The sequence below is a fragment of the Actinomycetota bacterium genome (assembly GCA_030684515.1).
Classification (GTDB): domain Bacteria; phylum Actinomycetota; class Actinomycetes; order S36-B12; family S36-B12; genus UBA11398.
Window position 1 is genome coordinate 186,461 of the sequence record JAUXVJ010000002.1, and the last position, 22,606, is coordinate 209,066.

At 60.2% G+C, this 22,606-nt stretch carries 26 protein-coding genes; 16 read left to right on the forward strand and 10 right to left on the reverse strand.

Going from position 1 to position 22,606, the window contains the following annotated elements; all coding sequences use genetic code 11:
• Window positions 1-106 precede the first annotated feature (106 nt).
• Window positions 107-631 (forward strand): DUF1801 domain-containing protein, encoded by a 525-nt coding sequence (locus Q8M73_01090; GenBank protein ID MDP2287147.1) that lies wholly within the window; start codon window positions 107-109, stop codon window positions 629-631.
• 64 nt (window positions 632-695) lie between these two features.
• On the forward strand, window positions 696-2,555 hold the full coding sequence (typA, locus tag Q8M73_01095) for a translational GTPase TypA (protein ID MDP2287148.1): 1,860 nt from the start codon (window positions 696-698) through the stop codon (window positions 2,553-2,555).
• On the opposite strand, the gene Q8M73_01100 is transcribed toward typA, so the two are convergent.
• Both Q8M73_01100 and Q8M73_01105 read right to left on the reverse strand, forming a co-directional pair.
• Complete coding sequence (locus Q8M73_01100) at window positions 2,552-2,842, reverse strand: hypothetical protein (protein ID MDP2287149.1); 291 nt, start codon at window positions 2,840-2,842, stop codon at window positions 2,552-2,554. The genes typA and Q8M73_01100 overlap by 4 nt on opposite strands.
• 4 nt (window positions 2,843-2,846) lie before the next feature.
• Window positions 2,847-4,976 carry a prolyl oligopeptidase family serine peptidase gene (locus tag Q8M73_01105; protein ID MDP2287150.1) on the reverse strand — a complete coding sequence of 710 codons (2,130 nt, stop codon included), beginning with the start codon at window positions 4,974-4,976 and terminating at the stop codon, window positions 2,847-2,849.
• A 26-nt stretch (window positions 4,977-5,002) separates the two neighbouring features.
• On the opposite strand from Q8M73_01105, the gene mshB reads away from it, so the two are divergent.
• The 7 genes from mshB (at window position 5,003) to Q8M73_01140 (ending at window position 11,527) form a co-directional block, all read left to right on the forward strand.
• Window positions 5,003-5,890: an N-acetyl-1-D-myo-inositol-2-amino-2-deoxy-alpha-D-glucopyranoside deacetylase gene (mshB, locus tag Q8M73_01110; GenBank protein MDP2287151.1), complete on the forward strand. Its 888-nt coding sequence runs from the start codon at window positions 5,003-5,005 to the stop codon at window positions 5,888-5,890.
• On the forward strand, window positions 5,887-6,285 hold the full coding sequence (locus Q8M73_01115; GenBank protein ID MDP2287152.1) for a DUF6113 family protein: 399 nt from the start codon (window positions 5,887-5,889) through the stop codon (window positions 6,283-6,285). Before mshB ends, Q8M73_01115 begins: the two co-directional genes overlap by 4 nt.
• Window positions 6,278-6,778 carry a flavin reductase family protein gene (locus tag Q8M73_01120; GenBank protein MDP2287153.1) on the forward strand — a complete coding sequence of 167 codons (501 nt, stop codon included), beginning with the start codon at window positions 6,278-6,280 and terminating at the stop codon, window positions 6,776-6,778. The genes Q8M73_01115 and Q8M73_01120 overlap by 8 nt, the downstream gene beginning before the upstream one ends.
• A gap of 54 nt (window positions 6,779-6,832) precedes the next feature.
• On the forward strand, window positions 6,833-8,686 hold the full coding sequence (locus Q8M73_01125; protein MDP2287154.1) for a VanW family protein: 1,854 nt from the start codon (window positions 6,833-6,835) through the stop codon (window positions 8,684-8,686).
• A 67-nt stretch (window positions 8,687-8,753) separates the two neighbouring features.
• The gene (locus Q8M73_01130) at window positions 8,754-9,080 is read left to right on the forward strand and encodes a ferredoxin family protein (GenBank protein MDP2287155.1); all 327 of its coding nucleotides are present in this window, start codon (window positions 8,754-8,756) and stop codon (window positions 9,078-9,080) included.
• Window positions 9,081-9,082: 2 nt separating this feature from the next.
• Window positions 9,083-10,168 (forward strand): succinyldiaminopimelate transaminase, encoded by a 1,086-nt coding sequence (gene dapC / locus Q8M73_01135; GenBank protein ID MDP2287156.1) that lies wholly within the window; start codon window positions 9,083-9,085, stop codon window positions 10,166-10,168.
• A 75-nt stretch (window positions 10,169-10,243) separates the two neighbouring features.
• A complete protein-coding gene (locus Q8M73_01140) occupies window positions 10,244-11,527 on the forward strand; it encodes a citrate synthase (GenBank protein ID MDP2287157.1) in 1,284 nt (427 codons plus the stop codon).
• A gap of 78 nt (window positions 11,528-11,605) precedes the next feature.
• Here Q8M73_01140 and dapD read toward each other — a convergent pair whose 3' ends face one another.
• Window positions 11,606-12,556, reverse strand: coding sequence for a 2,3,4,5-tetrahydropyridine-2,6-dicarboxylate N-succinyltransferase (gene dapD / locus Q8M73_01145; protein MDP2287158.1), 951 nt, complete (start codon window positions 12,554-12,556; stop codon window positions 11,606-11,608).
• An 18-nt stretch (window positions 12,557-12,574) separates the two neighbouring features.
• On the opposite strand from dapD, the gene dapE reads away from it, so the two are divergent.
• Complete coding sequence (dapE, locus tag Q8M73_01150) at window positions 12,575-13,636, forward strand: succinyl-diaminopimelate desuccinylase (protein MDP2287159.1); 1,062 nt, start codon at window positions 12,575-12,577, stop codon at window positions 13,634-13,636.
• Here the strand turns inward: dapE and Q8M73_01155 are convergent.
• Window positions 13,626-14,171, reverse strand: coding sequence for a YceI family protein (locus Q8M73_01155; protein MDP2287160.1), 546 nt, complete (start codon window positions 14,169-14,171; stop codon window positions 13,626-13,628). The genes dapE and Q8M73_01155 overlap by 11 nt on opposite strands.
• A 105-nt stretch (window positions 14,172-14,276) precedes the next feature.
• Here Q8M73_01155 and Q8M73_01160 point away from each other — a divergent pair, with 105 nt between their 5' ends.
• On the forward strand, window positions 14,277-14,846 hold the full coding sequence (locus tag Q8M73_01160) for a TIGR00730 family Rossman fold protein (protein ID MDP2287161.1): 570 nt from the start codon (window positions 14,277-14,279) through the stop codon (window positions 14,844-14,846).
• Here Q8M73_01160 and Q8M73_01165 read toward each other — a convergent pair.
• Window positions 14,843-15,355, reverse strand: coding sequence for a hypothetical protein (locus Q8M73_01165; GenBank protein ID MDP2287162.1), 513 nt, complete (start codon window positions 15,353-15,355; stop codon window positions 14,843-14,845). The genes Q8M73_01160 and Q8M73_01165 overlap by 4 nt on opposite strands.
• Before the next feature lie 109 nt (window positions 15,356-15,464).
• The gene (gene folP, locus Q8M73_01170) at window positions 15,465-16,343 is read right to left on the reverse strand and encodes a dihydropteroate synthase (GenBank protein MDP2287163.1); all 879 of its coding nucleotides are present in this window, start codon (window positions 16,341-16,343) and stop codon (window positions 15,465-15,467) included.
• A gap of 68 nt (window positions 16,344-16,411) precedes the next feature.
• Between folP and Q8M73_01175 the strand changes: the two genes are divergently transcribed.
• From Q8M73_01175 to Q8M73_01185, 3 genes are read left to right on the forward strand one after another with little or no spacing between them, the layout of a single operon-like run.
• A complete protein-coding gene (locus Q8M73_01175; GenBank protein MDP2287164.1) occupies window positions 16,412-16,645 on the forward strand; it encodes a DivIVA domain-containing protein in 234 nt (77 codons plus the stop codon).
• Window positions 16,638-17,111, forward strand: a complete 474-nt coding sequence (locus Q8M73_01180) for an SRPBCC family protein (GenBank protein MDP2287165.1) — start codon at window positions 16,638-16,640, stop codon at window positions 17,109-17,111. Before Q8M73_01175 ends, Q8M73_01180 begins: the two co-directional genes overlap by 8 nt.
• Before the next feature lie 60 nt (window positions 17,112-17,171).
• Entirely contained in the window at window positions 17,172-17,339 is a 168-nt protein-coding gene (locus tag Q8M73_01185; GenBank protein ID MDP2287166.1) for a DUF3117 domain-containing protein, read from the forward strand.
• A 57-nt stretch (window positions 17,340-17,396) separates the two neighbouring features.
• On the opposite strand, the gene Q8M73_01190 is transcribed toward Q8M73_01185, so the two are convergent.
• On the reverse strand, window positions 17,397-17,942 hold the full coding sequence (locus Q8M73_01190) for an O-methyltransferase (protein MDP2287167.1): 546 nt from the start codon (window positions 17,940-17,942) through the stop codon (window positions 17,397-17,399).
• A 194-nt stretch (window positions 17,943-18,136) separates the two neighbouring features.
• Between Q8M73_01190 and Q8M73_01195 the strand changes: the two genes are divergently transcribed.
• Both Q8M73_01195 and Q8M73_01200 read left to right on the forward strand, forming a co-directional pair.
• The gene (locus Q8M73_01195; protein MDP2287168.1) at window positions 18,137-19,294 is read left to right on the forward strand and encodes a trypsin-like peptidase domain-containing protein; all 1,158 of its coding nucleotides are present in this window, start codon (window positions 18,137-18,139) and stop codon (window positions 19,292-19,294) included.
• Window positions 19,295-19,313: 19 nt separating this feature from the next.
• Complete coding sequence (locus Q8M73_01200) at window positions 19,314-19,631, forward strand: twin-arginine translocase TatA/TatE family subunit (GenBank protein ID MDP2287169.1); 318 nt, start codon at window positions 19,314-19,316, stop codon at window positions 19,629-19,631.
• 6 nt (window positions 19,632-19,637) lie between these two features.
• Here the strand turns inward: Q8M73_01200 and Q8M73_01205 are convergent, their stop codons facing one another.
• From Q8M73_01205 to Q8M73_01215, 3 genes are read right to left on the reverse strand one after another with little or no spacing between them, the layout of a single operon-like run.
• A complete protein-coding gene (locus Q8M73_01205; GenBank protein ID MDP2287170.1) occupies window positions 19,638-20,774 on the reverse strand; it encodes a P-loop NTPase in 1,137 nt (378 codons plus the stop codon).
• A gap of 23 nt (window positions 20,775-20,797) precedes the next feature.
• Complete coding sequence (locus Q8M73_01210; GenBank protein ID MDP2287171.1) at window positions 20,798-21,337, reverse strand: DUF1003 domain-containing protein; 540 nt, start codon at window positions 21,335-21,337, stop codon at window positions 20,798-20,800.
• The gene (locus Q8M73_01215; GenBank protein ID MDP2287172.1) at window positions 21,330-22,577 is read right to left on the reverse strand and encodes a CBS domain-containing protein; all 1,248 of its coding nucleotides are present in this window, start codon (window positions 22,575-22,577) and stop codon (window positions 21,330-21,332) included. Before Q8M73_01215 ends, Q8M73_01210 begins: the two co-directional genes overlap by 8 nt.
• Window positions 22,578-22,606: the final 29 nt, after the last annotated feature.

The window sequence follows — 22,606 nt, forward strand, 5'->3', positions numbered from 1 at the left end:
GCTCGCAATGCGTATTCTCGCGACTTCGTCAACGCTCACAAGGTGAGTGTCGACGCCCTGGTGCAGGGGTTCCGCGACCTCGTGAAGTACTTGCAGTAGGAGCACGATGACTGTCGCTGAAGTCGATGCATACATCGAGGCGTTCGACGCGCCGCAGCAGAAAGCACTCAATGCGCTGCGAGATGTGATCCTGCAATACCTGCCCGATGCTGAGCAGGGGATGTCGTACTCGATGCCTGCCTTTCGCGTGAAGGGCAAGGTCATTGCCGGCATGGCTGGCTACAAGGCCTTCGTCTCGTACTACCCGCACAGCGGGTCTGTCATCGAGCAGGTGCCGGAGGCAGCCAAATATGAGGGAACCCCGGGATCCCTGCATTTCCCGCTCAACAAGGCGATCCCTAAAAGGCTGGTGAAGCAGCTCATCGAGGTCAAGCTCGCCATGACGTTCACAGCCCCGGCTGATTTCTGGCTTGAGCAGGGCTTGGGTGCGCCAGCCCGACGGGCACTGGCTAGCGCGGGGATTCATGGCATGAAGGAATTGCGCAAGGCCGACTTGGGGGAGATTGCCGAACTTCACGGGATCGGGCCCAATGCCCTTGAGGTGCTGACCAAACTGAAGCAAGGCAAGTAGCGATTCGTTGAGGGGCGAGCTCGTGGATTCGTCGCTCAGCGCTGCATACCCGTAAGGTCTCTGGGTGCAGAGCAGAGAAGATCTTCGTAACGTCGCCATCATCGCCCACGTCGACCACGGCAAGACCACCCTTGTGGATGCGATGCTGTGGCAGTCCGGTGCCTTCCGCGAAAACCAGGATGTCAACGACCGAGTCATGGACTCGATGGACCTTGAGCGCGAAAAGGGCATCACGATCCTCGCGAAGAACACCTCGGTTCACTACACCGGAGACGGCGCCCCTGAGGGCGGTGTCACCTTCAACATCATCGACACCCCCGGTCACGCGGACTTCGGCGGCGAGGTCGAGCGTGGTTTGGAAATGGTCGACGGTGTCGTGCTGCTTGTGGACGCGTCCGAAGGACCGCTGCCTCAGACCCGCTTTGTGCTGCGCAAGGCGCTTGAGAAGCGACTGCCAGTCGTGCTGGTCATCAACAAGGTCGATCGCCCTGACGCGCGCATTGGCGCAGTTGTGGACGAGGCCTATGAGCTCTTCCTCGATCTTGACGCTACCGAAGAGCAGATCGACTTCCCCATCATCTACACCAGCGCCAAGGCTGGACGCGCCTCGCTTACTCGTCCAGAAGATGGCGGCATGCCAGAGGAAGAAAACCTTGAGCCGCTGTTCAAGCAGCTCCTGGCCACCGTTCCGGCTCCTAAGTACGACCCGGAGAAGCCGCTGCAAGCTCATGTGACCAACCTTGACGCTTCTCCCTACCTCGGCCGCCTGGCCTTGTGCCGGGTGCATCAGGGCTACATCAAGAAGGGCCAGCAGGTCGCTTGGATGAAGACCGATGGCACCACTGAGCGCGCCAAGGTTGTCGAACTACTGATGACCAAGAACCTCACGCGGGTTCCAGTCGACAGCGCCGGACCAGGCGACATCATCGCCGTAGCTGGCATTCCTGAGATCACCATTGGTGAGACTCTGGCCGACCCAGAGAACCCCGTTGCCCTTCCGGTGATCACTGTTGACGAGCCATCGATTTCGATGACGATCGGCATCAATACCGCTCCGCTTTCGGGCAAGAGCGGCAAGAAGCTCACTGCCAGCATGGTCAAGCAGCGCCTCGAAGCCGAACTGGTCGGCAACGTGTCCATTCGCATGCAGGCCACTGAGCGCCCCGACACCTGGGAGATCCAGGGCCGTGGCGAGCTGCAGTTGGCGATCCTCGTGGAAATGATGCGTCGCGAGGACTTCGAACTGACCGTGGGAAAGCCACAGGTCGTCACCAAGATCATCGACGGCAAGATCAACGAACCAATGGAGAAGCTCAGCATCGACATTCCTGAGGACTATCTCGGTGTTGTCACACAGCTGATGGCTTTGCGCAAGGGCCGCATGGAGCAGATGGTCAATCACGGAACCGGCTGGGTCCGCATGGACTACATCGTGCCTGCACGAGGCCTCATTGGCTTCCGTACCGAGTTCCTCACCGAGACTCGTGGCACTGGCTTGCTCCACCACATCTTTGATCGCTACGAGCCATGGCACGGTGAGTTGCGGACGCGACCAACCGGCTCACTTGTGGCTGACCGCAGTGGTCCCACCACGGGCTTCGCGCTTGCCAACCTGCAGGAGCGCGGCACGCTGTTTGTCGGACCAGGTACGGAGGTCTATGAAGGCATGGTCGTCGGCGAGAACTCCCGCTCTGAGGACATGGATGTGAATCCGACCAAGGAGAAGAAGCTGACGAACATGCGTCAGTCGTCAAGCGATGTCCTGGTGCCGCTGATTCCGCACAAGGCCTTGTCACTTGAACAGGCACTTGAGTTCTGCCGTGAAGATGAGTGCGTAGAGATCACCCCTGCCAACGTGCGCATTCGCAAGGTGCTGCTGACCCAGGCTGATCGCTCTAAGGCTGGTCGCAAGCCCAAGGGCTAAGCCTTCGAGTACTCCACGATGCGTTCCACATCCCACATGTGATGGTGGGCGTCGTGTGATGCCGCTCGAATGACGTCGGCCGTAGTCATCCGACCCACGGTGGCGTGGTTCAGCACGACATGCCCGGTCAGTGCTGCGTTGACGGATTCCTGACACAACTCTGCTGCTGTGCTGAATCGTCTCGGAGAATCTGCGACAAGGCCCATCGCCTCTTCAGATGTGATCGACCAGTCGAACCCACATTGCTGGCACGGATCTCCGTATCGTGCTGGAGCCCAAGACTCCACGGTGTTATGCCGTGAGGTGCTCGCGGAAGAAGTCGATCTCCAGCCGAAGAAGATTCTCGGCAACAATCTCTTGCGGGGTCATATGTGTGACTCCCGTGAGCGGCACCACAGCGTGTGGCCTGCCGGCAGCCAGCAGGGCGCTTGAGAGTTGCAAGGTGTGGGCTACATGCACGTTGTCATCTGCAAGCCCATGCAGCATCAGCAGTGGGCGAGTCAGCTGATGAGCTCGCAGCAGCAGTGACGTGCGGTCATACGCACCGGGGTTGGTGTCTGGATGCCCGAGATAGCGCTCGGTGTACGCGGTGTCGTACAGCTTCCAATCGGTCACGGGTGCACCGGCGACCGCTGCCTTGAACACATCTGGTCGATCAAGCACCGCGAGTGCTGCCAGATAGCCGCCGAAGGACCAGCCTCGAATACCAACGCGAGTGCTGTCGAGATCCTCATGACCGGCTACCAGTGCTTCAAGGGCCTGCACTTGATCTGCGAGTGGGTACGTGGCCAGGTCATCGAGCACCGCCCGCTCCCACTTCGGTCCGCGGCCTGGACTGCCGTGTCCGTCTGCAACGATCACAGCAAAGCCTTGATCAGCGATCCACTGTTCGGTCGTGAACGCTGCCGCATTGCGCATGACGCGCTGTCCATGCGGACCGCCGTACGGCGACATGATCACGGGCAGCTTGCCGCTGCCGGTCACGTGACCTTTGGGCCAAAGGATGCACGCCTGAAGCCGGTCCTGGCCTACTTCGGCGTATTCCAAATGCAGGTCGACCTTCGGAATCTCTGCGAAGTTGCCCACCTCATGTGTGAGGGCTCCATATGTCACACGAAAGGCCGTGCGCGCGGCAAGAGGATCAGCCTCAGTTATGACGGCTGTGGATCCCTCGAAGGACCCACTTGACCATTTCTGCTCGTCTGTGAGGGCAGCAACCTCTCCGGTGGCATAGGTGAGGCGGTAGATGGCAAGACAGGCAGCGGCAGGCGAGGCGCTGAAGATCGCGCCAACTGAGTCGTGTGAGACCAGCCCGCGCAGCTGCAAGCTCACGGGAGTGATGAAGGCGCCGGCCTTGCACAGTCGGTAGGTATCCGTTGCGTCGTCGGCGACGATCTCCAGCAGCTCGTTGGATTCATTGATAGCCGGCACACCCGGCATCACATCGATCCACGCAGGGTCCGTGCGCGATTGAATCTCGATCAACTCATGAGTCTGGAGATCAACGCGGCAGATGCTGACCGTGCGTTGGTCCCTACTGAGCAGCTCAACGATGGTGCCAGTACTGCCCGGATTCACTGACGCGAGATAGGGGTAGGTGTCTGCATCCCAACTGAGCTGTATCGATGCACCCGATGGGCTGATCAACCACAACTCGGTGGTCGCATTAGTGGTGCCGGCTGCCGGATAGCGCATGGCATGCGCGGCTTGCGTTGGATGCGCGGGATCTGAGATCCACCATTCCAGAACGGCAGAGTCATCGGCTCGTTCAACCAGCAAAGTCCCTGGCTGCTCGTTCAACCACCAATGCCCACGGTAACGAGACAGTTCTTCAGCGGCGATGTAGTCCGCCAGACCCCAAGTCTCGTTGGGAGAGGTGGATACGGCGACGCATGTTGCACCGGCTTCGAGCTTGGCAAGGTCAACGACATACAGCGAGCCCTCGTGGACGTAGGCCGCGAATTTTCCCGCTCCATCGATGCGTGGATCGACGACTGGTCCGGGTGAGGGCAAGGTCGTCAGTTCTCCGCTGCTCAGGTCAACGAGATACGGCACACCGGATACCGGGAAGACTGCGTGTGTGCCCGTCGCATTCACGCTGAACGCTGTGATTCCCCCGGTGACTTCGCGCATCCGCTCACGTCGGGTGCGCTCGGCCTCGGGAAGATCGGCCTCGCTGTCAAAGGGCAGGTCAAGACGAACATCGACAATGCATCGCTCACTGAGTTTCTGCCCAAGTTCAACGCTCCATAGCGATCCTGCGGCGTCTGATCCCGACGCGCTGCGAATGAACAGCACGCGCGACTGGGTGATGTGGAAATTGCGAGGACGACCAAGTTGGAATCCACGGGTGCGAGCACGCTGGCGCGGATAGGACTCGATTTCGCTCTGGGCTTGCGGGGAGGGTGCACTGTTTGTCACAAGCCTCATGCTGCCGCATGTACCGTCTGCATGTGACTCGCAGACTCCTCTTGGTCCATGCGCATCCTGATGACGAGTGCATTGGCACCGGAGGCAGCATGGCCAAGTACGCCGCCGAGGGTGCTGAGGTGACTCTCGTGACGTGCACCCTGGGTGAGGAGGGCGAAATCCTGATTCCCGATGTCGCTCATCTGGCCGCAGACAAGGAAGATCGGCTGGGCGAGCACCGCCAGCAGGAGTTGGCGGCGTCCATGGCTGCCCTGGGCATCACGGATTGGCGCCTGCTGGGTGGTCCTGGTCACTTCCGCGATTCGGGGATGATCGGCACGCCCCCAAATGACAACCCGGCCAGTTTCTGGCGAGCGGACCTGCTCGAGGCGGCACTTGAGTTGGTCAAGGTAATCCGCGAGGTTCGACCGCAGGTGGTCGTGACCTATGACGACTTCGGCGGCTACGGGCACCCAGATCACCTTCAGGCCCACCGCGTGACCCATTACGCCGTGGCCTTGGCCAGCATTGCTGGCTTCCATCCTGAGCTAGGCGAGGCGTGGCGGATTTCCAAGTTCTACTGGACGGCGATGTCACGCCGCAATGTGCGGGCGGGGATCATCGCGCTACGCGCGGCTGGTCACACCGATGGCTTTGCTGAGATGGATCCGGACGACCTGCCGCCTTTCGTCACCGATGACGATCTGATTACCACTGAGATCGATGCGAGCGACTATGTCATCCGCAAATTCGATGCCCTTCGTGCGCATGCGACCCAAATCAGCACCTCAGGAGGCTTTCTCGCGCTCGCTGACAGCGCAGGACTTGAGATGTTTGCTCACGAGTACTTTCGTCTGGTTGCCGGCGATCCAGGCGAGTTGGTCGACGGCCGCGAGCGAGACTTGTTCGCCGGAGTCGATGCGTGATCCGCACGCTTCAGTTTGTAGGGGTCTTCCTGGTGGGCCTGCTTGTTGGTGTGATCGGAGCCTTCATCCAAGCCGATCGAATCATCGTTTCTGTCCCATGGGGTCTGCTGGTCATCCCTTGGGGAATGGTGTTCGTCGTTCTCGTGCTGGTCGCGGTGATCAGAGGGGCAACCTGGCTCGTGGAAAGCCGTTGGGGTGGTTCGGTGCTGCTCAGCGGATGGATCATCGCCACGATCGTGATGGCAGCAGAGTCACCTTCAGGTGATGTGGCCTTGTCCGGTGGCGGACGCCAGTGGGTGTATCTGCTTGGGGGCGTCATCTTGGGCACTGCTGCAGCAACATTCCCAGTGATCCACGAACGGGTGGAGCCCGGATTCGAGCCCATCAATGCGTGAGCTGGAGCTCCACGCACAATCCTTACGAACGGTGGCTGGTCGCTACGCCACGGGAGTGGCTGTCGTTTCTGCTGTCGCAGGTGGCGTGGATCATGCGATGACCACCAACTCCTTCGCATCCTTGTCGCTGGACCCACTGCTGGTGCTGTTCTGCGTTGAGCGGTCCTCGCGCTTCCATGAGGCCCTGAAGCTCACAGACAGCTTTGCGGTATCCGTGCTCCCAGAGAGCGCCGTTCACTTCGCCCGCTGGTTCTCGCTGCGAGGCCGGCCCCTTACCGACCAATTCGCCGACGTTCCGCACGAGCGCAGCGAGCGGGGAGTGCCATTGGTCACAGGCGCGCTTGGCTGGATCGAATGCGAGATTGATTCGATGGTCAGCGCCGGAGACCATGACATCGTCATCGGGGCTGTCCACAAGCTCAGGATTGCCGAGGAAGAAGCAGTACCCCTGCTGTTCTGGAAGGGCCGCTTTCTCGGCTTGCCGAGTTCCTGATCAGTCGTCGCTTACGATCGGACCACTATCCATTGAGTCCCGGAGGTTACGTTCGTGAGTGAGCAGAGCCACTGGCAGTGGCCAGTGGGGTCTACTCGCCGGTGGATCCTGATCGGACTTGGGACGGTTGGCGTACTTCTCGCCGCCTATGTCGGTGCCGTGCTGCTAGCGGGTTCAGGCATCTCTCGTGGCACTTCGGTCCTGGGTGTTGAAATCGGCGGCATGTCCACGGCGGAGGCCACGGCCGCATTGGACAAGGGCCTGGCCACTTACCAGACGACGCCAATCAACGTGAAGAGCGCTAAGCGGAACTTCGCTGTGCTGCCCGCAGACGCGGGGCTGAGGTTGAACACTTCCGCGACGGTGGCGCAAGCCTCATCACGCACTTGGAACCCACTTGCGATCTTCACCGGCTTGTTCGCAACTCGCGAGATTCAGCCGGTCGTTGACGTTGATCAGGACAGCTTGACCGCACAGGTCGACGCGATTGCAACAGTGATTGACAGTCCACCGGTGGAACCGATGATCGACATGAAGGGCTTGAGGCCCGTTGCGATTCCCGGCGAGGCTGGTCGCGAGATCGACGATGCTGCAGCAGCCTCGGCAATCGTCAATGCATTCGCTTCAGGTGCTACTTCCGTGACCGTGGCACCGGTTGCTGCAAATCCCACAGTGTCTGATGACTCACTCGCTGCGGCGAAAGACGTTGCTGCGCAAGCGGTGAGCGCCCCCGTGCTCGTGCAGGTTGACGGCATTTCGGCGCGACTGGGACCGCGAGCAATCGCACGCTCGTTGACTTTTGCTGCGCAGGGCGGTGAGTTGCAGCCGATCCTGGATGGTGCCGTGCTGCACAAGGCGATTGCCGAGCAGATCGCTACTGTCGAGACGCCTGGGCGTGACGCGACCTTCGTCATTGAGAACGGCTCACCTGTCATCGTGCCGAGCAAGGTCGGCAAAGGAGTTTCCGATGAAGAGCTCTCCACAGCGGTCGGCGAGGTCATTGACAGAAATCCTCCTGATCGCACCGCCACTGTGACCGTCGGCGTTCGCGAACCGCAGCTCACCACTGAACAAGCACAGCAGCTTGGAGTGAAGGAACGTCTTTCGACCTTCACTCAGGCCTTTCCCTACGCCGCATACCGCAAGCAGAACATTGGCGAAGCGGCGCGCCGCATCAATGGCACCGTCGTGATGCCGGGCGAGACCTATTCAATGAACGAGACCATCAAGGAACGCACAGCGGAGAACGGCTACACCGTTGGCTTCGTGATCGGGCCAGGCGGCGTCTTCGCCGAAGAACTCGGCGGCGGAGTGTCAACTGCAGTGACAGCGACTTGGACGGCGGCCTTCTATGCCGGCATGGAGCCGGTGCAGGTTATTGCCCACTCCATCTTCATCTCGCGCTACAAGGCGGGTCTGGAAGCCACGGTCGCTTGGGGAATCTTTGACATGAAGTTCAAGAATCCCTATCCCAACGCCGTCTATCTCCAGGCTTCAGCCGGTTCGACTTCGATCACCGTCTCGATCTGGGGCACCCCTGAATACAGTGACATCAAGGCTGAGTCAGGGCCACGCACCAACATCGTGCCGTTCAAGACGATCTACGACCAGTCCCCGACCTGCCTGGGACAAGGCGGCATGGAGGGCTTCGATATCGATGTCGATCGGGTCTTCTACAAGGATGGTGTTGAAGTGAAGCGCGAGACGATCCACACCAAGTACAAGCCCTCGCCAGCGGTGATCTGTGGCAAGGAGAAGAAGCCCGGCACCACCTTCAAGCCAAGCCCTTCGCCGAGCGCCTCAGGGTCAAAGAAGCCCACCAAGAGCCCGAGCCCGACGCCCGGAACAGGAGATGGTGCGCCGGCAATTCCGGGAGTTACGTCACGTTCTGGCCCTTTGAGCCGGTAGTCGGTTCGAAGCACTCTGCGGGTTGTGTAAGTTTGGCTGCGCTCACCCCGTTGAACTGGAGGCTTAGGTGACCTACGTCATCGCACTGCCATGTGTCGATCTCAAGGACAAGGCATGCATTGAAGAATGTCCGGTTGACTGCATTTATGAAGGCGATCGGATGCTCTACATCCAAGCCGATGAATGCGTTGACTGTGGTGCCTGTGAGCCTGTGTGTCCGGTAGAGGCCATCTACTACGAGGACGATGTGCCCGAGGAATGGACCGCATATACCCAGGCCAATGTCGACTTCTTCGTTGAACTTGGTTCGCCAGGAGGTGCCGCAAAACTTGGCCCTCAGACCTTTGATGTCCCGATGGTGACTGCCCTGCCTCCTCAGGAGCACGAAGAATAGACATGGGAAGGGCTCATAAGCTCCCGGACTTCCCTTGGGATCTCTTGGCCCCTTATTCGCGTCAAGCCGCTACTCATCCGCTTGGGATCGTTGATCTGTCAGTAGGAACTCCCGTTGATCCAACGCCCGCAATAATCCAGCAGGCCTTGATCGATGCAGCAAATGCCCCGGGCTATCCCACTGCGCACGGCACTCTTGAGGTGCGGGCCTCCTGTGCCGCGTGGATGCAACGAATTCTTGGCGCAGACGTGGACCCGCAGTCGATTCTTCCGACGATCGGTTCCAAAGAAGCCGTTGCCTGGCTGCCAACCCTGCTTGGGCTGGGCGCCGATGATCACATTGTCATTCCACGCGTGGCCTATCCCACGTACGCGGTCGGTGGAGCGCTCAGTGGGGCGAGAGTCACGGCTACCGACCAACCCGAGTCGATCTTCGACGCCGCGTTGATTTGGCTCAACACCCCAGCCAACCCCACTGGTCACGTCCTGAGCGCTGAACGCATGAAGTCCATCGTCGATCACGCGCGAAAGATCGGCGCCATCGTCGCAAGCGATGAGTGCTACTACGAACTGGCGTGGGATGCCCAACCTGTGTCAGTCCTGCACCCTTCGGTATGCGGACCCAGTCATGACGGCGTACTGGCCCTGCATTCTCTATCGAAGCGATCCAATTTCGCTGGCTACCGGTTTGGCTTCATCGCGGGTGACCCGGCATTGGTGAAGCAATTGCTGGAAGTGCGCAAGCACGGGGGGTTGATGGTCCCGGCGCCAGTGCAGCATGCGGCTGCTGTCGCCTATGCGGATGATGCCCATGTGCTCGTGCAGCATGAGCGTTATGGCAGGCGACGCCAGATGCTCAAAGCCGCCCTCATCGAAGCCGGATTTGTGGTTGACGACAGCGCTGCGGGCTTGTATCTCTGGACCACTCGTGGTGAGCCCTGCTGGCAGACCGTTGCCTGGTTTGCTGAGCGCGGGGTGCTCGTCACTCCTGGCGACTTTTATGGCCAAGCAGGTGCCCATCATGTGAGAATTGCACTGACTGCCACCGACGAGGCGATAGCCCAAGTCCCAGCCCGGTTGGCCTTGTGACTCTCCCCACTGTGCACCGGGATAGCGCAGCATGAACAGCAGTCTGTAGTGTCGGCTCGCCGAGAAGGAGAAGACGTGTCTGAATACGCAGTGAAGTACCCAGGTGGCGAGCTCGACCTCCCAGAGGTCACGTCAACCGTAGGTGAACCTGGTTTGAACATCGCCCCCTTCATGAAGACCACAGGTCATGTGACCTTTGACATCGGATTCCTCAATACCGCAGCCTGTTCGTCGGCCATCACCTTCATTGATGGCGATGCCGGCATCCTGCGTTATCGCGGATATCCGATCGAGCAGCTCGCCGAACAGTCAACGTTCCTGGAGACCGCCTACCTCCTCATCTACGGAGAACTGCCTACGGCGGCGGCGCTTGCTGAATTTGAAGCCGAGATCAACAAGTACCTCGTCGTGCCTGAGGGCCTCAAGGCTCTCTATGCGGGCTTCCCTCGCGATGCGCATCCGATGTCGATTCTGTCTGCGGCTGTCTCCGCTTTGTCGACCTACTACCAGGATGAATTGGACCCCTTCGAAAAGGATCAGGTCGAAATCTCAACCTTCCGACTTCTTGGTGCGCTTCCCACCATCGCCGCGTACGCCTACAAGCATTCCCTTGGCGAGAAGTTCGTTGATCCCGATCCATCACTTGGGTACGTCGCAAACTTCCTGACGATGACTTTCGGCACTGCTGGTGAGGACTACACCCTCAACCCAGCCGTTGTCAGCGCGGTTGACACGCTCCTGCTGCTGCATGCAGATCACGAGCAGAACTGCTCAACGTCGACTGTGCGCATGGTCGGCTCGGCCAACGCCAATGTCTACGCATCCGTGTCAGCCGGAGTGAACGCGCTCTTTGGTCCATTGCACGGCGGTGCCAACCAAGCTGTCATGGAGATGCTGCAGGAGATCGCAGACTCCGGCGGTGATGTTGCTGAGTTCGTGCGCAAGGTCAAGAACCGTGAAGACGGTGTGAAGCTCATGGGCTTTGGCCACCGTGTCTACAAGAGCTATGACCCTCGCGCTGCGATCGTCAAAGGCCATGTCGATTCGGTGCTCGCTGCGCTGGGTGTTCATGACCCACTGCTCAGCATTGCCCGCCAGCTGGAAGAGACCGCTCTGGCAGACGACTTCTTCGTCTCGCGCAAGCTCTACCCGAATGTGGACTTCTATACCGGAATCCTCTACAAGGCGATGGGCTTCCCCACGGACATGTTCACAGTGATGTTCGCCCTTGGGCGTCTCCCGGGGTGGGTTTCGCAGTGGCGCGAAATGATTGAGGACACCGACACCAAGATCGGTCGGCCCCGTCAGGTCTACATCGGCTCCGATGTCCGCGACTACACGCCACTAGCTGCCCGCTAGGTAGCAGCCTCAAGAACTTCCTAAAGAAGAAGACCGCCCAATGGGCGGTCTTCTTCATGTATGGCCAAAGGTGCTTCCTCAGTCGTTGGCGTGCAGTGCGGCGTTCAGCCCGCCCCACGAGCCGGTGCGAGAGACCACCTCGATTGCTCCCGACTGCGAATTGCGGCGGAAGAGCAGATTGTCAGCACCCGAGACCTCGCGGGCCTTGGCAACAGATCCATCAGGCATGGTCACCTTGGAGCCCGCAGTGACGTAGAGCCCGGCCTCCACAATGGAGTTGTTGCCCAGGCTCAACCCGACCCCGGCATTAGCGCCTATCAGGCTGCCCGCGCCGATGGTGACGACTTCCTTGCCGCCGCCAGACAGAGTGCCCATGATTGACGCGCCACCACCGACATCGGATCCTTCGCCAACGATGACACCCGCAGACACTCGTCCTTCAATCATCGACGTGCCTAGAGTTCCCGCGTTGAAGTTGATGAAGCCTTCATGCATGACCGTCGTGCCGGATCCGACGTGGGCTCCAAGGCGGACCCGATCAGCATCGGCGATGCGCACTCCGCTGGGTACGACGTAGTCGACCATGCGTGGAAACTTGTCGACTCCATAGACAGTGACGTGCTGGCCCTTGGTGCGCGCGCGCAAACGTGTCTCATTCAGACGATCAACGGGGACGGGGCCCAGCGAGGTCCAGGCCACGTTGTTCAATAGTCCGAAGACGCCATCGAGGTTGATGGTCCGCGGGCGCACGAGTCGGTGTGACAGCAGGTGCAGCCGAAGAAACACATCAGCGGTGTTCACTGGTGGGGCGGCAAGATCGGCAATTGTCGTCAGGATCGTCTGAACGTGTACGCCACGAATTGCATCGTCATTGATCGCGCTTGCCAGGCCGCTCACATCGGTGGGTAGCGCCGTCAATGCTGGCGCTGGGTACCAGACGTCCAGGATCTCGTCGCCGACCACGGTGGCAAGGCCTATGGCCGACGCAGGACCAGTGACGGCGGACAGATCAACAGTTGAGGATGACATGGCGACTACCGTATCCGTGTGCCCGCCTTGGATCTGTCAACAGATGTCGTCGCCCTTGCCGCTGCGATCATCGACGTGCCTTCACAGTCGCATGATGAAGCAGAACTCGCGGATCTTGTTGAGTCGGCCCTTGCTGATTGCGCACATCTGAATCTTCTCCGTCTTGGCAACACCATTGTGGCTCGCACTGAACTGGGGCGATCAGATCGAGTGCTGATTGGCGGGCACCTGGACACGGTGCCAAGCGCCGGAAGGCTGCAGCATCGTTTCGAAGGCGATCGTCTTTATGGGCTTGGCGCTTGCGATATGAAGGGTGGGCTGGCGATTGCGCTGGCCCTGGCCGCCAATGTGTCCGAGCCGGTGCGCGACGTGACGTACGTGTTCTATGAGTGTGAAGAAGTTGCCTCGCAGTTCAATGGTCTGCAGAAGGTCGTGAACGCAAGACCTGAGTTGCTTGACGCATCGCTTGCAATCTTGATGGAGCCATCCAATGCCGGGATCGAGGCAGGGTGCCAAGGCACCTTGCGAGCAGAGATTCGGCTCAGCGGTATTCGCTCGCACAGCGCTCGTTCCTGGATGGGCGTCAACGCCGTGCATGCGGCAGGAGAAGTGCTCGCCCGCTTGCAGAACTACCAGGCTCGTGAGCCAGATGTGGACGGCCTTCGCTTTCACGAAGGCCTGAATGCTGTCGGCATCAAGGGCGGAATCGCCGGTAACGTGATTCCCGACGAATGCGTCGTGACCGTCAACTATCGCTTCGCGCCGGATCGCTCATTGGACGAGGCAAAGGGCCATGTGGAGTCAGTGTTCGAAGGCTTTGATGTGCAGTTCGTCGACGAGGCCGATGCGGCCCGGCCAGGCCTGGATCTGCCGGCTGCTGCTGCGTTCGTTGACGCGATAGGCGTTACCCCACAGCCAAAATACGGCTGGACGGATGTCGCGCGCTTCACCGCGCTCGGAACCCCGGCCCTGAATTTTGGACCGGGGGATCCGAGCATCGCCCACGCAGTGGATGAGTGGGTGTCGGTTGCGCAGTTGCGCAGTTGCCATGAGCGACTGCTGCGGTGGCTTACTGCTTGACGGCCTCAACGTCGAGATTGAGCTTGACCTTCTCGCCGACAAGTACGCCGCCGGCCTCAAGCGCGACATTCCACACCAGGCCGAAGTCCTTACGGGTGATCTCGGTCTGGCCTTCGAAGCCGATACGGGTGCCGCCCCATGGATCCTTGCTCACACCGATCAGTTCAAACTCGACGTCAATGCTCTTTGTGACACTGCCGATGGTGAGGTCACCGGTGACGACGAAGGTGTCAGATCCCTTGATGTTGACCCCAGTCGACTTGAAACTCAGCGTCGGGTTGGCCTCCACGTTCAAGAAGTCAGCACTCTTCAGATGCGCGTCGCGGTCAGCGTTCTGGGTGGTCAGGCTTGCGGACTGCACAAGCAGCTCGGCTGAGGAGCTCTCGGGAACTTCGCCGTCCAGCGTGAAGGAGCCGGTGAACTCAGTGAAGTTGCCTCGGACCTTGGCCACCATTGCGTGGCGGGCTGAGAATCCAATGGTCGTGTGCGTCGGGTCGATGACCCAGGTTCCGGTGGTTGCGCTGAAGTCTGTCATGACTGCCTTTCAAGGTTGGCGGAGAAAGTTGAACGTTCAAGCAATTAGTTGAAGGTACAACTAAAAATGGATTCCTGCAAATCGGCCTGCCCATAGGCTTGAGGAATGCCCTCCGTCTGCGTGTATTGCGCCTCAAGCCCGCAGATTCCAGACCAATATGTCCAGTTGGCGGCCGAGGTGGGTCGTGAGATCGCCGCACGATCGTGGACTTTGGTTTCAGGTGGTGGGTCCCAATCGATGATGGGGGCGGTGGCTCAGGCAACTCGCCGTGGTGGTGCTCGCACGATTGGGGTGATTCCGCAGGCTCTAGTCGACTATGAGGTTGCCGACCACGATTCTGATGAATTGATCGTGACGTCAACAATGCGCGAGCGCAAGGCGATCATGGACGACCGAGCCGACGCCTTCCTGGCCTTGCCTGGTGGCATCGGCACTCTGGAGGAGCTGATGGAGGTGTGGACCTCTCGGCACCTGCGCATGCATGACAAACCGGTGGTGGTCCTTGACCCTTGGGGTGATTTTGCGCTGCTGCGCGCACAAGTCGCCCACTGGCAGGGACTTGGTTTTGTGAAGGAGCATGCAGTGGCCCAGTTAGTGTGGACGACCTCAGTTCACCAGGCTTGTGACGCGATCGAGTCCTCCTGGGCCACTGCTGATTTCTTTGCTCAGCCCTAAGAGCCTGATGTCTTTGCAGCCAGTGGTGTGCCTGTGCGAATGGTCTCTGCCGTGATTGATGTCCCGCTCTTGATGCCATGAATGTTGGCGGTGTCTCCCACCTTCAGTTCAGCAATCGTCGCAGCCTTGCCTGCAACCAGAATCTGGGTCGTGCTGCTCACAGCGAAGTTCGCGCTGTAGCCATCTGCAGCCTTGACCGTGATTGAGGCTGAACTCACTGCGGTCACGGTTCCTGAGATGCCAACTCGCGTCTGAAATGACCCATCGGCAAGTTTCACCACGAGTTCACTGTGCACTGGCGCTCCGCGCCCTCCTCGCTCTGGACCGCCAGGCCCACCGTGGCCTCGATTGCCTCGCGGGCCTTCATGTGCATTCTGTGCTGAACTCGCACTCTGATCCTTGCTCGATACAGCATTCGCGGACTGTGCAATGCCGACCGCTCCCACGCTGGCGAGTGCGCCAAGTGCGAGTCCTGCAGCAACACGGGTGAGGTGCTTGTTGCGGTTCATGTGAACTCCTATTCCTTGTGCAGTCGAGAGATCTGCTCCGGGAGAAGAAGAACAATGCAATGTTGGGAGAGCGCTGCGGACGTGTATGGAGGCCGTAAAACCTCAGGTACTAGGCGAGTCCGCGCCGGGCCAAGCGCGGTCGCTGCGCTCCAGCGATTGCTCTTTCCATGTCCAGAGTTTGTCGCGTTACCGAAACATCATGCACGCGATACATCCGAGCACCGAGCAGCGAAGAGATTGCCGTTGTGGCCAGAGTGCCGAACAGGCGATCATTAGGGTCGGTGAGCCCTAGCGCCTCGCCTACAAAGTCCTTTCGCGACAACGAGACCAACACTGGCCAGCCTGTCTCGACCATCTCAGCCAGTCGGCGAGTCGCCTCCAGTGAATGTGCGGTGTTCTTGCCGAAGTCATGGCCAGGATCAATCAGGATCCGATCTGGCCGAACGCCAAGTTCGACGGCACGCTCGGCAAGGCCACAGGTGTAGTCAACGATCGTTGCCATCACGTCGGTGTACTGAATGCGATGCGGCCGAGTGCGGGGTTGCTGGCCTCCAGCGTGCGTGCAGACGAGTCCGACGTCATACTCCGCTGCGACCTCGGCAAGAGCAGGGTCGACTCCGCCCCATGCGTCGTTGAGAAGATCGGCGCCCTCCTGGCAGACAGCTCGTCCCACTTCTGCGCGCCAGGTATCAACGCTGATGACAACATCCGGAAAGGCTGAGCGCACCTGGCCGACAAATGCCGCCGTCCGCTGAATCTCTTCGAAGGGGTCAACTTCCTCGCCTGGCCCGGCTTTCACTCCGCCGATATCAATGACTTGGGCCCCAGCCTCGACGGCCGTAGTGACAGCTGCCATTGCGTCATGGTCGGCGAAGGTTGAGCCGCCCTTGAAGAAGGAGTCCTTGGTGCGATTGACGATCGCCATGATTGCGCGGTCCTGGATATCGATGTGCTGAGCGCCCAGAATGAGTGGGCCAGGATTCGGCATGAGACCAGCCTGACATCTCAGCCTTGGCCAGGCGTCCATGGGTCTCCCACTCGTGGTGAGATAGTCCTATGACCGCCGTGTTTCTTGCCATCGCTGTGATCGTTGGGATCGCGCTGCTCCTTGTTGGTCGCCAAGGTGGGCTGCCGGAAGCTGTCGTTGATCTTCGGCCAGAAGGTGACGCCCAGGATCCGCGTTTCGATGTGGTGCTTCGCGGATATCGAATGGACGAGGTCGATGCCGCAATCCAAGAACTGCGAGCCGAGAACGAACGATTACGACAGGAGCACACACGCTTTGAGTGAAGTACGAGCCAGCGTTGATATTCAGGCGCCAGTAGATGTGGTCTTTGCGGCGTTCACTGATTGGCCCTCGCAAGGGGAGTGGATGCTTGGCACCCGAGTCGATGTCGTCGTGGGCGACGGTCGATCGCTCGGCTCAGAACTGAGCGCATTCACTGGAGTTCATCTGGGGTTTCCCCTTGGGTTTCTCGACACCATGACCATCACACGCTGGGATGCCCCGTATCGAGTTGACGTTGTGCACACCGGACGTTTTGTGCGCGGCACGGGCGTGATGGAGGTCGTGGCTCTGTCCGACGGTCGTTCGCGATTTCTGTGGAGTGAAGATCTTGACCTGCCGCTTGGCTTCGTCGGCAAGCTGGGTTGGCCTGTAGTGCGCCCGGCTTTCGTCGCCGGAGTGAACCATTCGCTGCGCAAACTTGGCGCGCTGATTGAGCAAGGAATCCTGCCAAAGGCCCCAAAACCCTGACCGGTGGTGCGCTGGCGCACTCGAAGCGGAATAATGGGTCCCCAGACGAAAGGGGACGCGATGGCCGCGATGAAGCCACGAACGGGCGATGGCCCGCTCGAGGTCACCAAGGAGGGGCGTGGCTATGTCATGCGCGTACCACTTGAGGGCGGTGGTCGGCTCGTAGTAGAGCTCAACGCCGAAGAAGCCAAGAATCTCGGTAACAGCCTGCTTGCAGTCTTTGCCTGAATCAACAAAAGAAAAGGGCTGAGGATTTCCTCAGCCCTTTTGCTTTGCCCGGTGCAGTTACTCAGCGACCTTGATGGCTATCAGCAAGCCCGAACCCACCGTGAGCAGGGCTGGGATCCAGTTGTCATCGTCGCGAAGAGCGTGTGCCACATCGCGCAAGGCCACGGCCTCAGGGTTGCGGCTCGACGAATCGCCGATACTTCCCTCGGTCAGCATGCTGTCGAAGGCCACCAGACCTCCGTCGCGCAGGAGCCGCTTGGCAAGGACGAGGGCGGCCGGGTACTCGGTTCGATCGCCATCGATGAACACCAGGTCGTAGGCGCCCTCTGTGAGGCGTGGGAGCACGTCGAGCGCGCGTCCTGTGATGAGGCGGGCCCGAATATGGTCGTACCCGAGATTGTTCAAGGTCTCGCGAGCAAGTCGCTGAACCTCGGCTTCATTGTCAATTGACGTGAGCACGCCCTCGGCTGACATTCCGGACAGAAGTGCAGCGCCCGAGACACCGGCGCCGGTGCCTACCTCAACAACGCTCTCAGCGTTGATTGCCTTGGCCAGCACGCGCAAGGTGTGCGCTGTTGACGGCGCGACGGGACTGCATCCCAATTCGCCAGCCTTGTCGCGAGCAGCGCGAATCTGCTCGGATTCATCGAGCCATTCATCGGCGTAGTTCCAAGATGCCTTCGATGGCAGGGGGGACGATGTGATGGCGCACCTCCACGGGTGTGAGAATTGGCTGCAGCCTAACGCGTCTACGCTCGAAGCTGTCTGACCAACCATCGAGCGAGGAGTCTGCACCCATGTCGACCGAGTCTGGCACCCAACCGGTTGCAGAGTCCCTTCCCGAGCCCCCGACCTTCGTGCCGATCGTGGCCAAGCGTGGACTCGGCGTGGCCGGCACCGTGCTCGTTGCAGCTCTCACGGCTGCAGTCGTCGGCCTTGGCGCAGGCGTCGGGGGCTACTTCATTGGGACTCAGGCCGACAACACGACGACTTCCACAGCCTCGTCCATTGCTCTGCCACAGGCCCCGGCTGAACTCTCGCCGCCAGCTGCGGGTTCAGTGGCTGAAGTCGTGGCTGCCGTGCTGCCATCAGTGGTCTCGATAGTGGTTGAAGGAGAATCCAGATCTGGAAGTGGCTCCGGCTTTGTACTGCGCTCAGATGGGTACATCCTCACCAACAACCATGTTGTTGGACTCCTCGGCGATGGCGGCAAGTTGGGCGTCGTCTTCAACGATGGCACCAAGGCATCTGGCGAGGTCGTGGGGACGAACCCGGCTTATGACCTCGCGGTTGTCAAAGTCAGTCGCAAAGACCTTCCGTCAGTCACACTTGGCAATTCAGATGCCGTGCACGTCGGGGATTCAGTTATCGCCATCGGCGCTCCGCTTGGGCTCGCAGGCACGGTGACCGCGGGAATCGTCAGCGCCATCAATCGGCCGGTGACCACCGGGGGTGACGGTGAAGCCTCGTTCATCAATGCCATCCAAACTGACGCAGCCATCAATCCAGGAAATTCAGGTGGACCGCTGTTGAACTCCAGCGGACAGGTGACCGGCATCAATTCAGCGATCGCCACGATGGCGTCCACTGGAGACAGTGGCAGCATTGGGCTTGGCTTTGCTATTCCGGTGAACTCGGCCAAGCGCATAGCTGAGGAAATCATCGCCACGGGTGACTCGCGCACGCCAGTGATTGGTGTTTCTCTTGACATCAACTTCTCAGGGGTCGGTGCGAAGCTCAGCAAGGTCACGGCATCCAGCGCGGCTGCGGCTGCTGGTCTGGAAGTGGGTGACGTCATCACCGCCGTCAATGGGCGAGCTATTCGCGATGCGACCGAGCTTGTTGTGGCGATTCGCGACAATGCTCCGGGTGAGAAGATCACCGTCTCGTATGAGCGCGACAGTGATCCGAGGACTGCGACCGTCACTCTTGGCTCGGCATCAGGCAAGGGCTGAGCAGGGTTAGGCTAGAAACGTGTTCGATATTGGCATTGGCGAGATTCTCATGCTTGGGGTCATCGGTCTGCTGATTTTCGGGCCTGATCGACTTCCCAAAGCTGCAGCTGACGGCGCCAGATTCCTCAAGCAGATTCGTACGATGGCGTCCACTGCCAAGCAGGATCTCGCTGATTCAGCCGGGCTGGATATCAACGAGGCGATGGACACAGTGAAGGGTCTGGCTGACCTTCATCCAAAACGGCTGGCCAGCACGATCATGCGCGAAGAGCCAGCGACCAAGCCGGCGCCGAAAAGCTCAGATTCGCGCCCCAGTTTCGACCCCGACGCCACCTAGACGCTTTTAGCGCCCTGCAGGCGTCAGACCCAGTGACATTCCTGCAAGACCGCGTGGCCGCATGCCAAGGCGTTCGGCAATCGCGCGCAGAGCGATCGATGCCGGCGCATCGGGATGGCTGAGCACCAGTGGTCGACCATCGTCGCCGCCCTCGCGGAGCGCGACATCGAACGGGATCTGACCAAGAAGTGGAACTTCAGTGCCGAGCACCTTGCCGATCTGATGAGCCACGAGCTGTCCGCCACCGGCACCGAAGAGATCAATCGGCTCTCCGCAGTGGGGGCAGGGAAAACTGCTCATGTTCTCGATGACGCCGACGACCTTTTGGTGTGTCTGTTCGGCCAAGGTGCCGGCACGCACTGCAACGTCGGCAGCAGCCATCTGAGGTGTGGTCACGATGACAAGTTCCGCCCCAGGCAGCAACTGCGCGGTGGAGATGGCGATATCGCCGGTGCCTGGTGGCAGGTCCAGCAGCAGAACCTCCAAGTCCCCCCACCACACATCTGCAAGAAATTGCTCGAGGGCCCGATGCAGCATCGGACCTCTGAAAGCCACGGGCTGGGTGACGCCACCGGGCTTGAATGCCAGCATCGAAATCACCCGGACGCCGTAGCCGGTGGGCGGCATGATCATGCCTTCGACCATCGTCGGTGCGTCGAGTGCATCAAGCATGCGTGGGATCGAGTGTCCGTAGACATCTGCGTCAACCAGGCCAACGGACAATCCCATGTCGACCATGGCGGCTGCCAGGTTTGCCGTCACAGATGACTTGCCGACTCCACCCTTGCCCGAAGCGATGGCGTAGACGCGGGTGGTGGAACCGGGCTTGTTGAAGATGATCTCGCGGGCATCGGCGCCGCGAAGCAGAGTCTTCAGGCCGGCCCGTTGTTCGTCGCTCATCACGTCGAGTTCAACTGCAACACTGGTGACGCCGGCAATGGCGGAAACAGCGAGTGTCACGCGCTCGGTGATGGTGTCCTTCATAGGACAGCCGGAAACCGTCAGGAAGATGCCGATCTTGGTGGCACCGCTGGAATCGGCCTCTACAGACTTGACCATGCCGAGCTCGGTGATGGGACGGTGGATCTCCGGGTCCTGCACAGTGGCAAGGGCAGCGTGAATCGCCTCAAGATTGGGTTGCATAGACATGATGCTAGGCGGGTCGATCAGCGCTCGCGCTTGCGGTCCCGCGGCTTGGGTCGCTCTTCGAGGTCCATGGAGTCGATGTGATCGCGCAAATCCGAGACCATGTCGCGCAGTTCGCCTCTGATGTAGTCACGAGTGGCCACCTCGCCCAAAGCCAGGCGCAAGGCGGCGATCTCGCGCGCCAGGTAGTCGCTGTCGGCTAGGAGCCGCTCAGTTCGCAGTCGGTCTTCCTGGTACTGCACCCGGTCGCGGTCGGACTGACGATTCTGAGCCAGCAGGATCAGAGGAGCCGCGTATGAGGCCTGCAAGGACAGCAGCAAGGTCAAGAAGATGAAGGGGAATGGGTCGACATGCCAGTCCTCTGGCCCGATCGTGTTGATCAGCACCCATAGAGCGATCGCCACGGACATCCAGGCGATGAATCTCCACGAGCCGATGTATCGAGCGACCTTTTCTGACACTGCCCCGAAGCGCTCCGGGTCGTAGTTGCCGCGCAGCGACATTCCGCGCTCCATCGGCTGATCGATGCCGCGAATCTTGCGCGAGGGACGGCTAACCATGCTCATCCCCGTCGTTCTCGCGCCAATCCTCAGGCAGCATGTGGTCGATCACGTCGTCAACGGTCACAGCACCCAGCAGATGGCCGTTCTGATCCACCACGGGCAGCGCAACAAGGTTGTAGGCAGCAAATGTGCGCGTGACCTCACTGAGCGGGGCCTCAGGGTGTACTGGCACCAAGTCGGAGTCGACCAGCGAGGACACCAGGGTTGCTGGCGGCTCGCGCAGCAGTCGCTGAAAATGACATGTCCCGAGATAGCGCCCGGTGGGCGTCTCAGTTGGACTTCGTGTGACGTACACCTGTGAGGCCAAGGCCGGTGAAACATCGGGGTTGCGGATCTGTGCCAGTGCATCAGCGACCGTGGCGTCGGGAGAAAGCACAACTGGCTCGGTGGTCATCATGCCGCCGGCGCTGAGTTCGTCGTAGGAGAGCAGACGCCGGATGTCCTCGGCCTCTTCGGGCTCCATGCGGCGCAGAAGGTCCGCCGCGCGCTCGGGCGGCAGCTCCGACAGCAAGTCAGCCGCATCGTCTGGATCCATGTCCTCCAGCACATCGGCGGCGCGTTCGACATCGAGTAGCTGTACGAGTTCTACGCGGTCGTCCTCGGGGAGCTCTTCCAGGACGTCTGCGAGGCGATCGTCATCAAGTTCGCGCGCGACCTCCAGGCGTCGCTTGGACGACAGTTCGTGCAGAAGTGCTGCGATGTCTGCGGCTCGCAGAGTGCCGATGCTGGCGATCATCGCGCTTGCACCCTGATCGACATTCGACAGCGACAGTCCGCTGACTTCCTGCCAGCTGACGACTTTGCGTTCACCACGGCGACGGAAGCCGCTGGATCCGAGCTGGATGAAGAGTTGGGTCACGCTCCAGTCATGGGTGCGATCGAGCTCCACGCCCACGTCGACGATTGACACCTGCTCACCAGTGGCAAGCAGATCGACATTGCGATCCAGCAGCTCTGCCGTCAGGAGGGTCTCATTGGGACGCTTCTCGAATCGGCGCAGATTCACCACGCCCGTCACAATGATTTGGTTCGCATCGATCGAAGTGACCTTGGAGATCGGCACGAAGATCCTTCGGCGGGCCTGAACCTCAACGACGAGACCAGTCAGTCGCGGTGCAGCAGTCGTGCGCAGGACGATGATGCTGTCGCGCACCTTGCCGAGCTGTTCGCCATTGGGGTCGAATACCCGTACCCCCGCTAGGCGGGCGAGGAATACCCGCGTTGCGCTTGTCGTCACCCAGACAGGTTACCGTCGAAAGCACTGCG